Annotated in this window: 12 protein-coding genes, 1 pseudogene and 1 riboswitch; of the genes and pseudogenes, 8 read left to right on the top strand and 5 right to left on the bottom strand. The window is 66.6% G+C overall.

The features are described 5' to 3' along the window. Positions 1 to 321: hypothetical protein (locus ACE3OG_RS15475; protein ID WP_374310246.1), on the top strand; the 321-nt coding region annotated here is incomplete at its 5' end. A gap of 334 nt (positions 322 to 655) precedes the next feature. Here the strand turns inward: ACE3OG_RS15475 and ACE3OG_RS15480 are convergent. Beyond that, positions 656 to 1,783, bottom strand: a complete 1,128-nt coding sequence (locus ACE3OG_RS15480) for an extracellular solute-binding protein (RefSeq protein WP_374310248.1) — start codon at positions 1,781 to 1,783, stop codon at positions 656 to 658. 111 nt (positions 1,784 to 1,894) lie between these two features. Here ACE3OG_RS15480 and ACE3OG_RS15485 point away from each other — a divergent pair, with 111 nt between their 5' ends. After that, the gene (locus ACE3OG_RS15485; RefSeq protein WP_374310250.1) at positions 1,895 to 2,329 is read left to right on the top strand and encodes a heme-binding protein; all 435 of its coding nucleotides are present in this window, start codon (positions 1,895 to 1,897) and stop codon (positions 2,327 to 2,329) included. A gap of 24 nt (positions 2,330 to 2,353) precedes the next feature. Beyond that, positions 2,354 to 2,932 (top strand): bifunctional adenosylcobinamide kinase/adenosylcobinamide-phosphate guanylyltransferase, encoded by a 579-nt coding sequence (gene cobU / locus ACE3OG_RS15490; protein WP_374310252.1) that lies wholly within the window; start codon positions 2,354 to 2,356, stop codon positions 2,930 to 2,932. Between the two features lie 284 nt (positions 2,933 to 3,216). Here cobU and ACE3OG_RS15495 read toward each other — a convergent pair whose 3' ends face one another. Continuing rightward, positions 3,217 to 4,014, bottom strand: a complete 798-nt coding sequence (locus ACE3OG_RS15495) for an SDR family NAD(P)-dependent oxidoreductase (protein ID WP_374310254.1) — start codon at positions 4,012 to 4,014, stop codon at positions 3,217 to 3,219. Between the two features lie 273 nt (positions 4,015 to 4,287). On the opposite strand from ACE3OG_RS15495, the gene ACE3OG_RS15500 reads away from it, so the two are divergent. From ACE3OG_RS15500 to ACE3OG_RS15510, 3 genes are read left to right on the top strand one after another with little or no spacing between them, the layout of a single operon-like run. After that, positions 4,288 to 5,235, top strand: a complete 948-nt coding sequence (locus ACE3OG_RS15500) for a GlxA family transcriptional regulator (protein ID WP_374310256.1) — start codon at positions 4,288 to 4,290, stop codon at positions 5,233 to 5,235. A 31-nt stretch (positions 5,236 to 5,266) separates the two neighbouring features. Further along, positions 5,267 to 5,461, top strand: coding sequence for a hypothetical protein (locus ACE3OG_RS15505; RefSeq protein WP_374310258.1), 195 nt, complete (start codon positions 5,267 to 5,269; stop codon positions 5,459 to 5,461). Positions 5,462 to 5,478: 17 nt separating this feature from the next. Further along, complete coding sequence (locus ACE3OG_RS15510) at positions 5,479 to 6,219, top strand: SDR family NAD(P)-dependent oxidoreductase (RefSeq protein WP_374310260.1); 741 nt, start codon at positions 5,479 to 5,481, stop codon at positions 6,217 to 6,219. A gap of 6 nt (positions 6,220 to 6,225) precedes the next feature. On the opposite strand, the pseudogene ACE3OG_RS15515 reads toward ACE3OG_RS15510, so the two are convergent. Continuing rightward, positions 6,226 to 6,366, bottom strand: a pseudogene (locus ACE3OG_RS15515) (integrase); the annotation flags it as partial. A gap of 268 nt (positions 6,367 to 6,634) precedes the next feature. Here ACE3OG_RS15515 and cysD point away from each other — a divergent pair. Then, positions 6,635 to 7,543, top strand: a complete 909-nt coding sequence (gene cysD, locus ACE3OG_RS15520; RefSeq protein ID WP_374310262.1) for a sulfate adenylyltransferase subunit CysD — start codon at positions 6,635 to 6,637, stop codon at positions 7,541 to 7,543. After that, complete coding sequence (gene cysN, locus ACE3OG_RS15525) at positions 7,543 to 9,474, top strand: sulfate adenylyltransferase subunit CysN (RefSeq protein WP_374310264.1); 1,932 nt, start codon at positions 7,543 to 7,545, stop codon at positions 9,472 to 9,474. Before cysD ends, cysN begins: the two co-directional genes overlap by 1 nt. A 2-nt stretch (positions 9,475 to 9,476) precedes the next feature. Here cysN and ACE3OG_RS15530 read toward each other — a convergent pair whose 3' ends face one another. Together ACE3OG_RS15530 and ACE3OG_RS15535 are read right to left on the bottom strand one after the other, a co-directional pair. Continuing rightward, the gene (locus tag ACE3OG_RS15530; protein ID WP_374310266.1) at positions 9,477 to 10,502 is read right to left on the bottom strand and encodes a nickel/cobalt transporter; all 1,026 of its coding nucleotides are present in this window, start codon (positions 10,500 to 10,502) and stop codon (positions 9,477 to 9,479) included. Further along, positions 10,499 to 11,155, bottom strand: coding sequence for a DUF1007 family protein (locus ACE3OG_RS15535; RefSeq protein WP_374310268.1), 657 nt, complete (start codon positions 11,153 to 11,155; stop codon positions 10,499 to 10,501). Before ACE3OG_RS15535 ends, ACE3OG_RS15530 begins: the two co-directional genes overlap by 4 nt. Positions 11,156 to 11,381: 226 nt before the next feature. After that, positions 11,382 to 11,594, top strand: a riboswitch (cobalamin riboswitch). The last annotated feature ends 97 nt before the right edge of the window (positions 11,595 to 11,691 follow it).

Consider the following 11,691-nt stretch of genomic DNA (forward strand, 5'->3'; position numbering starts at 1 on the left):
TCTCAACAGCGCCGCAACCCGGCCAAAGAAGCCCGCCCAAGCCAGCCCAAAGCCCGAAAGCCAAAGACCAAACCCAGCCAAACCCCAAAACCAGACCACAGCGCCCGCAAGGACCCCGCCGCCCACGCTTCTCTTTCTTCCAGATGCAATTGTCAAAAAACACCGAAAACCCACGAGCAAACACCCGCGAATTCTCAGATAGAGCATACATTCGATCTCGCCGCAAGGCGTATCGAATGTGAAGCCACACTACTCGGGCTTCCGAAACCAGTCAAGAACAAAATTCAAGACCGCTTCAAAAAACCGGCCCCTAAACGATAGAGGCCATTTCGATCCAAGAGTTCCTTAACAAGACGTCAAGCAAACCGGACGCCGAGATCACAGGAACCCTCGTTCTAATCCGCCAAAAGCTCACAGTCAGCTTCGGAGGGCGCTTCAAACACCTTCGCGGCTTCCAAGTCAACCTGCGATTTCCATGAATCGCCGACCAACCCAAATCCACGACTCCCGCGCCAAGGGACGAAAAATCCTGTCCGGCGCCTAAGCCGGCGAATCTTCGCCCTGAAGACACGGAAACGCGCAATCAGCCACGCCACCCATTAGGAGCAGCGCCGGCCCGATCGCGCAGCCATATATGGCGATGGGTTGGCGCCTGTCAACGGCGCGGCCGAAAATTTCCTGAAACGCCCCCTTCCCCCGCCGTTCGCGCCCATTCGCGCGCCAGCGCCTCGCGCGCGCCGGCGTCCGGCGGCGGCGCGGCGTAGAGCGTCGCCATCGTCTCGGGCGACGGAAAGATCGCCGGATCGCCCAGGAGCTCGGGCGCGACGAACGGCTTCGACGCCGGCACGGCGTTGGCGAGACGGGTCAGGTTGGCGTTGCGCGCCGCGATCTGCGGCCGCAGCAGGAAATTGACGAACGCCAGCGCCGCCTGCGGCGAGGGCGCGCGCGCCGGAATCGCGAGGACGTCGATGGTCATCGGCGCGCCTTCCTTGGGAATCGCGAAGCGCAGCTCGACGCCGTTCTCGGCCTCCTTCGCGCGCCGCGCCGCCCGCGTCGCGGCAAGACTCGTCGTCACCGCGAGGCAGATCTCGCCGGAGGCCAGCGCGTCCTCGGCGTCGAGCGCGCCGGAGCGGGCGGCGACGCGCCGCAGCGGCGCGAGGACGTCCGCCGCGCGGCGCAGGTCAAGCGGGCGCGTCGAGGCGGGATCGAGGCGCAGCCAGCGCAAGGCGATCGAGAACATCTCCGGGGCGCTTTCGAGCCCCTGCGCCCCGCAGTCGGCGAAGGCCGCGAGCCGGTCGGCGCGCAGCGCCGCCTCCCACGACGGCGGCTCACCGACCGCTGCGGCCTTGCCCGCGTCGAAAGCGAGGCCGGTCGCAAACCACAGATACGGGACGGCGTGGCGCGGCCCCGGATCGAAGGCGGAAAGGCGCGAGACGAGCAGCGGATCGAGGCCGGCGGCGTTGGGAATCTGGGCGAAGTCGAGCGGTCGCAGCAGCCCCTCCGCGACGAGCCGCGCGAGCGCGTCCGCCGGGGCGACCAGCACGTCATAGCCGCCCTTCGCAAGCCGCGCGTCGAGCGTCTCCTGCGCGGGGTATGTCTCGTAGACGACATCGAATCCGCTCTGCGCCGAAAACGCCTCAAGGACGCCGGGATCGACGTAGTCGGCGAAGGCGAGCAGAGTAAGGCGGCCCGGCGCCGCCTGCGCGCCGGCGTAGGCCCCTGCGATCGCCGCAGCGGCGAGGATCGTCCGCGCGACCTGCAGGACCAAGCTCCATTCGCCCATGCCGCGCTCCTCGCCGCGCTTTCTCGCGCCGCTCTGGCGCGGCCCTGAGATGTAGGCTATTGCGGAAACGGCGCGAAAAAAAGCGCGCGAAGGCAGGAGGAAAGCCACGCCATGCACGTCACCATCGCCCACGCCGAAGCCGCCATCGAAGCCGCGCGCAAGAAGGCCGTCGAGCTGAAGACGCAGATGTGCGTCGCCGTCGTCGATTCCGGCGCCAATCTCAAGGCCTTCTACCGCATGGACGACGCCTGGGTCGGCTCGATCGACATCTCGATCAAGAAGGCGAAGACCGCCGTCTTCTTCGGCATGCCGACCGGCGCGATCGGCGCGCTCTCGCAGCCCGGCGGCTCGCTATACGGCATCGAGCATTCGAACGAAGGGCTGATAACCTTTCCCGGCGGCCTGCCGATCGTCGACGAGGAAGGCGTGCTCGTCGGCGCGATCGGCGTCTCCGGCAGCTCGGTCGAGAACGACCATGCGGTGGCCGCCGCCGGCGTCGCCGTGCTCGGCGTAAGCGAGCTGCCCGAGCATCCCTGGCGCACCTGAGATCGGGCGGCGGAGCTGGAGCCGATGAGCGCGGCGCCGATCCCGGTCCGCAGCCTGTTCGCGTTCGGCGGCGCGCGCTCCGGCAAGAGCCTCTACGCCCAGCGGCTCGTCGAGACGTCGGGGCTGGCTCCGACGCTGATCGCAACAGCGCAGGCGCATGACGTCGAGATGGCCGCGCGCATCGCCCGCCACGCCGCCGAGCGCGGCCCCGGCTGGCGAGTGGTCGAGGAGCCGCTCGCCCTCGCCGACGCTCTGGCGCGCGAGGCCGCGCCCGGGGCGATCGTTCTCGTAGACTGCGCGACGCTGTGGCTCAGCAACCTCATGCTGCGCGAGGCCGACCTCGCCTTCGAGACGACGCGGCTCATGGACGCGATCGCGCGGCTCGCAGGTCCCGCCGTCTTCGTCTCCAACGAGACGGGCTGCGGGATCGTGCCGGCGAACGCGCTGGCGCGCGCCTTCCGCGACGCGCAGGGGCGGCTGAACCAGGCGCTGGCGCAGGCCTGCGACGCCGTGGTCGAGCTGCGCGCCGGCCTGCCGCTGCAGTTGAAGCCGCTCGCCGCGCCGAACCTGCGCTTCGGATCCGCCGCGCCTTCAGCTTCCTGAAAAATGTCCGCTGTCAAGTTCTTTGTGACACCACGCAGCGGCGTGAAAGGTCTTGTGGGGCAACAGGTTAGGCCAGATTCCGGCCGCTGTGTGCGGTTGCCGCTTTTCGAGCTAGGTGCCGCATAGGCGCTTCGCGGTGGAAAGCATAGGAGCGTCGCAGCGGGCAAGGTCGCATCGTCATCATAGCCCTGACCTGCCACAAGACGCCCTCAAAAGCGAAAGCGCAGCCCGTGGGCTGCGCTTTCGTCGTGGGCGGTGGTAGTGGCTGCCTTTGAAATTTTGGGTTAGGACTTGATGCCGTAGCGGGGTGCGGGCTTGGCGTTGGCGAACTTGGGGGTCAGGGCGCGGCGGGCCGCTTCCCAGTTGTCCCAGTCGGCACCGTCCTGCAGGGTGGGGATCGTCACCAGTTCGCCCTGATCCAGGCCGACCAGCGCGGCGTCCACCAGGTCGATCGCAGACATGGTGCTGGCGTTGTCTTTCTGCGCGGCGTAGCCGGCCACATCCCAGAACTCGGTGCTCGTGGCGGCCGGCAGCACGGTCTGCACACGCACGCCGGTGTCAGCCAGCTCCTTTTGCAGCTTGTGGCCGAAGGCCAGCACATAGGCCTTGGAGGCGTTGTAGACGCCGTTGAGCAGTTCGGCGGCAATGCCGACGACCGAGCTGATGTTGATGATGGCGCCGGCCTTCTTCTCCACGAACACGGGCGTGATGGCGTAGGTCAGGCGCGTCAGGGCGGTGATGTTCAGGTCGATCATCTGCTCCATCTCATCGACGTCAGCCTTGAGGATGGAGGCGACCGAGCCGACGCCGGCGTTGTTGACCAGCATGGTGATGCTGGCGTCTTCGCGCAGCAGCTTTTCCACCTTGCGCAGGTCTTGCTTGTCAGCCAGGTCGGCCACGACGGTCTTGACCGAGCGGCCGGTGTCGTTCTGGAGGCGGGTTGCCAGCTCGTTCAGGCGGCTTTCGTTGCGGGCGACCAGGATCAGGTCATAGCCGCGCTTGGCCAGGCGATCCGCGTAGATCGCGCCGATGCCTGCCGATGCGCCGGTGATCAGTGCTGTTCCTTTGGAGGATGTGCTCATGTCGTTCTCTCACTTTCGTAAAGTTCACCCGACAGGATGCCGGGGATGGACGCAATTTTGATGCGACACCCGAATATCCTCAATGACATATATGCAATGTTTTAGGTCGCGCGGCTGCGCTGGGTGATCAATCGACGTAATGGCTCGTTGCGTGGAATGACCGAGTAAGAATGGATGGTGAAGGGAGTCATTCTCTCCATGAAGCCTGCTCTAGTCGGAGTGTCCTGTTTGTGCTATATTCAATCTATTAAGACATAGTTGTGAGAGCAAGACATGCACACCATCGGCCTCGTCGTTTACCCAAATTTCCAGTCGATGAACCTCGCTGTCGCGAGTGTTTTCGAATATGCGAACCTTCTAAGTGGCGAGAAGGTGTACGACTTCCGTTTGGTGTCGGAGGGGGGCGGCCCCGTCATGACGTCGCAGACCTTTTCCGTAAACACCGACCGGCTCCGAGATTCGACGTACGACACCCTCATCGTTGCGGGTGACAACAACTGCACGCTTCCGGCGGCCAGCCTGTTGGACTACATCCGTAACTCGCCGAGCCAGAGCCGGCGCGTCGCGGCGGTCTGCACTGGTGCTTTTGTTCTCGCCGCTGCAGGACTTCTGGACGGCAAGCGCGCGACCACACACTGGTTTCATGCCCAATCGTTCAGAAAGCAGTACCCCGAGGTGCAGCTTGATGAAGACCGGATCTTCGTGGTTGACGGACAGATCTGGACTTCGGCCGGCATGACGGCGGGCGTTGACCTGGCTCTGGCGATCCTGGAAAAAGACCTTGGTTTGGAAATAGCTCGCGAGGTGGCGCGCAAGCTGGTGGTGTACCAGCGTCGTGGTGGCGGGCAGTCGCAGTTCTCTGCGTTGCTTGAATTGGATGCCAAGTCCGACCGGGTGCAGATGGCGCTTGCGCATGCCAAGGAGAATCTGAGCAGTGACCTGTCAGTTGAGTCCTTGGCCGAGGTGGCGAACTTGAGTCCCCGGCAGTTCAGCCGGGTGTTCCGCGCGGAGACGGGTCAATCGCCTGCCAAGGCCATCGAACGGCTGCGCGTGGAAGCCGCAAGGCTGATGATGGAAACGACGCGCCACCCCATTGAGGTCATCGCGCGCGAGTCGGGCTTTGGGGATCGCGAGCGCATGCGGCAGGCCTTTCTGCGCGCATTCGGGCAACCTCCGCAGGCGATCCAGCGCAACTCTGGCGGAGCGTTACAGCATGCATGAATTCAAAGCGCCACTACATTGCTGACCTGACGTGAGCCGCATTTCCGGCGTCCCCGCCGAGAACGTCTGGATCAACCTCTGCATGCTGGAGCCGACCGACATGGTGGAGTACGGCCGTGTCCTGCCAGGGCCGGGCAAAGAGCATGAATGGTTCAACACGCTGCCCGCGTCCGTCAGGGAACGCCTGGAGAGCCTGGGCATCGACCAGCACAAGTTCCAACTCTGAGTATTCAGGAGGAAATCATGGCAAAGCCATCAGCAGTAGTGTTTGGCGTCGGTGTCCAAAAGGGCCTTGGCGCGGCGTCGGCGCGCAGGTTTGCGGCCGAGGGGTATCACGTCCATGTCGTGGGCCGGTCGCAAGACAAGCTCGATGCCCTGACCCAGGCCATCATCCAGGCCGGAGGCAGTGCCGATGGCTTTGCCGTCGATGTGACCGATGAGGCGCAAGTCGCCGAGCTGTTTCAGAAGCTCTACACGCCAGGCTTGGACGTGGAGGCCCCCGAGCTTGTCGTCTACAACGCCGGCAGCAATCAGAAGATCCCATTCCAGGAGTTGACCGCCAGGCAGTTCGAGGACTTCTGGCGTGTCGGTTGCCTGGGCGGCTTCTTGGTCGGTCAGCGAGCCGCTGCCGAGCTGGCGAAGCTGGGCCACGGCACGATCATCTTTACAGGCGCATCGGCCAGCCTGCGGGGCCGGCCGGCTTTCGTCCACTTCGCCGCCGCCAAGGCGGGTCTGCGCATGCTCAGCCAGGCGATGGCTCGCGAGTATGGCCCGCAGGGCGTGCATGTGGCGCACGTCATCATCGACGGCGGCATAGACGGTGAAATCCTCAAGCAGCGCTTCCCGGATGCGCTCAAGAACGCCAAGGAAGACGGCTTCCTGAGCATCGAGGCCATCGCCGACACCTACTGGTCGCTGCACAAGCAGCACCGCTCCGCCTGGACGCAGGAACTGGATCTGCGTCCATACTCCGAGTCGTTTTGAGTGACTATACTGGAGCATGAACACCTTGCGGCCCGCTGGTGTAATCTTGCATAAGAAGCTGGGCACCAGGGTATCCCTGAGTTCGACGGCCTGCGCTTGGGGTTGTGCCGCATCGACTGCGGACTTGGTGAGCTTGATCTTTGCCATGATAACTCCTCGGAAAGACCCGATTCCCAAGAGTCTCATAGGGGCTACCAGCCGGGAAGTTAGGCCAGGCTTCGGAAAGCACCGGCATATGTTGGACTCGAATAAGTCATTGATAAACCTGACGTATCTTGCTGCGGCGTAGTCCAGCGAAGTCCGGTGCTGGAGTCATCGTGAAATGAAAAAACGCCCGAAGAATTTGCAAAGCCGAGCGCCTGCATATATTGACAGGCGCTTGACGGTAAAACCTCGTATATTACAGGTAATAGACGTGAAACTAGCGGCCTCCCCACACCTGCGCCGCCTCGAAGCCGAGGCGATCCACATCATGCGCGAGGTGGTCGCCGAGTTCGAGCGGCCGGTGATGCTCTATTCCATCGGCAAGGATTCCGGCGCGATGCTGCATGTCGCGCAGAAGGCTTTTTATCCCGCGAAGCCTCCTTTTCCGCTGCTCCACGTCGACACGACGTGGAAATTCCGCGAGATGATCGCTTTCCGCGACGAAATGGCGGCGCGCGTCGGCATGGAGCTCATCGTCCATGTCAACGAGGACGGCGTGCGGCGCGGCGTGTCGCCGATCGCCTCGGGCTCCTCGGTGCATACGCAGGTGATGAAGACGGAGGGGCTGCGCCAGGCGCTCGACAAGTTCGGCTTCGACGCCGCCTTCGGCGGGGCGCGGCGCGACGAGGAGAAGAGCCGCGCGAAGGAGCGCGTGTTCTCGCACCGCTCGGCCGCCCACGCCTGGGATCCGCGCAACCAGCGCCCGGAGCTGTGGAGCCTCTACAACACCCGCATCCGGCCGGGCGAATCGATGCGCGTGTTCCCGCTGTCGAACTGGACCGAAGCGGACGTGTGGGACTACATCGCCGCCGAGGACGTCCCCGTCGTTCCGCTCTACTTCGCCAGGGAGCGCCCGGTCGTCGAGCGCGGCGGAAGCCTCATCATGGTCGACGACGACCGCCTGCCCCTGCTGCCCGGCGAGGCGCCGCGCATGGAGATGGTCCGTTTCCGCACGCTCGGCTGCTATCCGCTCACCGGAGCGATGCGCTCGAGCGCCGCGACCCTGCCCGAGATCATCGCCGAAATGCGCGCCTCGACCATGTCCGAGCGCGAGGGGCGCCTGATCGACCACGACGAGTCGGGCTCCATGGAGAAGAAGAAGCGCGAGGGCTATTTCTGATGCCGCAGCAGGCCGCCGTCCAACAGCTCGAGCCCGACGCCGACGCGCAGGCGCTCGCTCCGTCGACGCTTCGCTTCATCACCTGCGGCTCCGTCGACGACGGCAAGTCGACGCTGATCGGCCGGCTCCTCTACGAGCAGAAGGCGATCTTCGACGACCAGCTCGCCGCGCTCGAGCGCGACTCGAAGCGCCATGGCACCACCGGCGAGGACATCGACTTCGCCCTGCTCGTCGACGGGCTCGAGGCCGAGCGCGAGCAGGGCATCACCATCGACGTCGCCTACCGCTATTTCTCGACGCCGCGCCGCGCCTTCGTCATCGCCGACACGCCCGGCCACGAGCAGTACACCCGCAACATGGCGACCGCCGCCTCGGGCGCGAGCCTCGCCGTGCTGCTGGTCGACGCGCGCAAGGGGCTGCTCACGCAGACACGCCGCCACGCGGCGATCGTCTCGCTGCTCGGCGTCCGCCATGTCGTGCTCGCCGTCAACAAGATCGACCTCGTCGGCTACGACGAGGAGATCTTCCGCGCCATCGTCAGGGATTTCGCGGGCTTTTCCGCCCCGCTCGGCTTCTCCAGCGTCACCCCCATTCCGATGTCGGCGCGCTTCGGCGACAACATCTCGCGGAAGAGCGCGAAGACGCCCTGGCACGCCGGGCCGGCGCTGCTGCCGTTCCTCGAGGATGTGGACGTCGAGGAGGACCACAGCGGCGAGCCGTTCCGCTTCCCCGTGCAATGGGTCAACCGGCCGCATCTCGACTTCCGCGGCTTCTGCGGCACGATCGCGAGCGGACGCGCGCGGCGCGGCGACGCGGTCGTCGTCGCCGCGTCAGGCCGGACCTCGAAGATCGCGCGCATCGTCACCGCCGACGGCGACCTCGCGGAGGCCGGCGCGGGCGAGGCCGTCACGCTGACGCTCGAGGACGAGGTCGACGCCGCGCGCGGCGACGTCCTCGCCCATCCCGACGCGCGGCCCGAAGTCACGGACCAGTTCGCCGCCTATCTCATCTGGATGAGCGAGGCGCCGCTCGCGCCGGGCCGCTCCTATCTCCTCAAATGCGGGACGAAGACCGTTCCGGCCACGGTCACGGCGCTGAAGCGCCGCCTCGACGTCAACACGCTGCAGGAGATCGAGGCGACCACGCTCGGCCTCAACGAGGTCGGGATCGCCAATCTCGCGACGACGGCGCCGATCGCGCTCGATCCCTACAGGGAGGTCAAGGGAACCGGCGCCTTCATCCTGATCGACCGCGAGACCAACGCGACGGCGGCGGCCGGGCTCGTCTCGTTCGGGCTGCGGCGCGCGACCAACATCCATGCGCAGGGCCTTTCGGTCGGCAAGATCGACCGCGCGCGGCTCAACGGCCAGCGCCCCGCCGTGCTGTGGTTCACAGGACTCTCCGGCTCGGGCAAGTCGACCATCGCCAACCTCGTCGAGTCGCGGCTCTACGCCCATGGCGTGCGCACCATCCTGCTCGACGGCGACAACGTCCGCCACGGGCTCAACAAGGACCTCGGCTTCACCGAGGCCGACCGCGTGGAGAACATCCGGCGCGTCGGCGAGGTGGCCAAGCTGATGACCGAAGCCGGCCTCATCGTGCTGTGCTGCTTCATCTCGCCGTTCGCCTCCGAGCGGCGCTTCGTGCGCGAATTGCTCGAACCGGGCGAGTTCCTCGAGATTTTCGTCGACGCGTCCCTCGAGGACTGCGTCGCGCGCGATCCCAAGGGCCTCTACAGGAAGGCGCTCGCCGGCGAGATCAGGAATTTCACCGGCGTCGACCAACGCTACGAGGCTCCGCAGACGCCCGAGCTCGTCGTCGGGCGCGGCGGCCTCAGCGCCGAGCAGGAAGCGGCGTTGATCGTCAAGGAGCTGGCGCGGCGCGGCTTCATCGACCGCGTCGCCGACGCCAGCGACGACTTCTCGATCTGAGCTCAGGCGCCGAAGCTCGTCCCGGAAAGCGCGGCGGCGAGCAGCGCGAGGCCGAAGAAGAGCACGATGAGCGCGGCGGCCGCCTCGCAGGCCGCGCCGACGAGCGAGGCGCCGACGCCGCGCGCGCTTAAGAAACGCGTCGCGAGGCCCTTGGCGAAGACGGCGGACGAGGCGAGCGCGCCCGTCGTGACGAAGACGCCGGCCGACATCGCCGCCACGGCGAGGACGCCGACCTGAAACGCCTCCTGCGAGGCGGCGAACACCAGCACGAGGATGGCGCCGGAGCAGGGCCGGGCGCCGGCCGCGGCGACGGCGAGCGCCGCGCGCCGCAAGGAGAAGGCGTCCGCGGACGCGGGCTCCTGCGCCGCGAAGCGCGCGCCGATCAGATGGCCGCAAGCGTCGTCATGGATATGGCCGGCCGGAAAGGCGCGCGCGCCGAAGCCCGCCGGCGACGCGCCCGCCGGCCTCAGCGAGCCGAAGGCGGCGCTTGCGGCGTCGAGCCGCCAAAGCGCGGCGAGCGCGCGCAGCTTGGAGAAGCTCAACGCCGCCCCGAGCGCGGCGAGGCCGGCGTAGCTTGCGATCTCGATGACGCGCGCGGCGTCCGTGAGCGAACGCGCGCTCGCGCCGATGATGAGAAAGGCGCCGCCGACGAGCGCGATCGCGACGAGCCCCTGCAGCGCCGCGGCCGCCGCGCTGACGCAGAGGCCGCGCCTCAGCCGCTTCTCGTCGGCGAGCATGTAGGCGGCGATCACCGCCTTGCCATGGCCGGGCCCGGCCGCATGGAAGACGCCATAGGCGAAGCTGAGCCAGACGAGCCACGCCCCGCCCGCGCCGGAGCGCGCGGCGCGCACGGCGCCCGAGAGCAGGCGGTAGAAGCCGCTCTCCTGCGCCAGCAGCCAGCCGGCGAAGCCCGTCGCGCTCGCCGCGCCCTCGTTCACCCCTACGGCGAAGGGATGGCGTGCGCCGTCCGCCATCGCGGCGGACGCCGCGAGCGCGATCAGGGCGGCGAGGACGAGCGCGCGTCTCAAGGGCAGGCGACCACGACGGACGCCGCGAGCTTGACGCCGAAATCGACGCCTGGCGAGAGATTGGTGAAGAAGGATTCGTTCAGCTTCTGCGCGTCCGCCCTGGCGAGGGGCTTCGCCGCGTTGAGGTTGGTCGAGCAGCCTTTCGGCGCGCCGACGAGCGCGACCGGCGCGTCGGGATCGAGCTCGAAGGCGACGTAATAGGTCGGATCATAGATCTGGAACGAGAACAGCTTCGCCGAGACGGGCGCCTTCAGCGGCATCTCGAAAGTGAGCTCGATGCGCTTGCCCGCGATCTCCTCCAGCGCGTAGTCGCGCGGCTCGCCGAACTCGAGCCTGACGCCCTTGAGCTTGGCGTGGGTGAAATAGTCGAATTCGGCGAGGTCGTCGACGTTGTTCTTGGCGAGGGGCGCGAGATCGACCTTCGTCAGCCGCGCGCCTTTCGGCTTGTTCGCGCCCTCGATGACGAACGCGGAATACATCTCGTCGAACACCCAGGCGTGGCGAATGGCCTCGATCTCGCCCGCCTGGTTGAAGACGACCGCTTCGCGGCCCGTGATCCAGACATGGGGATGGGCGAGCGCGCCGCCCGGCGCGAGCGCGAGGAGCGCTCCGAACGCGCGCGACGCGAAGCCTTTCCCCCTGCCCCGCCCCATCGCTCCCGCCTCGCCGTCGCCGCCTGCATCAAAGCAGCCGTGTCGAACGGCTCCGTTGACGCAAACCCGTTCTTGAGCCGCAGTTGGGCGGAAGGAAGGCGCGCGTCGTCCCGCGGCTTCACGAAGGCGGGACCATGCTTGCGGGCCGTGCGGCTTGGCGGACAACGTCGGAAGAACATCCACAGGCGTTTGCATATGCCATATCGACGGCGGCCGCCCGGTCAACGCCATATATGGACATCGCGGTCTTTCGCTTCGCGTGAAGCGAGAGCTTAAGAGGGAATCCGGCGAGCCTTCAGGCGAAGCCGGGGCCGCCTCCGCAACTGTGAGCGGCGAGCTTTCGTCCATTTAGCGCCACTGAAGCCGCCGGGCTTCGGGAAGGCCGGACGACGGCGCCGACCCGCGAGCCAGGAGACCTGCCGCGACCTGAGCGAAACGTCCTCGGGCGGGGCGTCCCGACGGATCGCCTGGGCTTTGCGGCCGGCGGACGCTTCGTCGCGCCTTCACGCCGTGCGGCCGTCGCCTCGCTCCCAACA

Source organism: Methylocella sp., from assembly GCF_041905455.1.
Lineage (GTDB): Bacteria > Pseudomonadota > Alphaproteobacteria > Rhizobiales > Beijerinckiaceae > Methylocapsa.

Coding starts and splice junctions, on each gene's coding strand:
- ACE3OG_RS15500 (WP_374310256.1), top strand. CDS start 4,288: ATGCACACCATCGGCCTCGTCGTTTACCCAAATTTCCAGTCGATGAAC.
- ACE3OG_RS15480 (WP_374310248.1), bottom strand. CDS start 1,783: ATGGGCGAATGGAGCTTGGTCCTGCAGGTCGCGCGGACGATCCTCGCC.
- cobU (WP_374310252.1), top strand. CDS start 2,354: ATGAGCGCGGCGCCGATCCCGGTCCGCAGCCTGTTCGCGTTCGGCGGC.
- cysN (WP_374310264.1), top strand. CDS start 7,543: ATGCCGCAGCAGGCCGCCGTCCAACAGCTCGAGCCCGACGCCGACGCG.
- ACE3OG_RS15535 (WP_374310268.1), bottom strand. CDS start 11,155: ATGGGGCGGGGCAGGGGGAAAGGCTTCGCGTCGCGCGCGTTCGGAGCG.
- ACE3OG_RS15485 (WP_374310250.1), top strand. CDS start 1,895: ATGCACGTCACCATCGCCCACGCCGAAGCCGCCATCGAAGCCGCGCGC.
- ACE3OG_RS15495 (WP_374310254.1), bottom strand. CDS start 4,014: ATGAGCACATCCTCCAAAGGAACAGCACTGATCACCGGCGCATCGGCA.
- ACE3OG_RS15510 (WP_374310260.1), top strand. CDS start 5,479: ATGGCAAAGCCATCAGCAGTAGTGTTTGGCGTCGGTGTCCAAAAGGGC.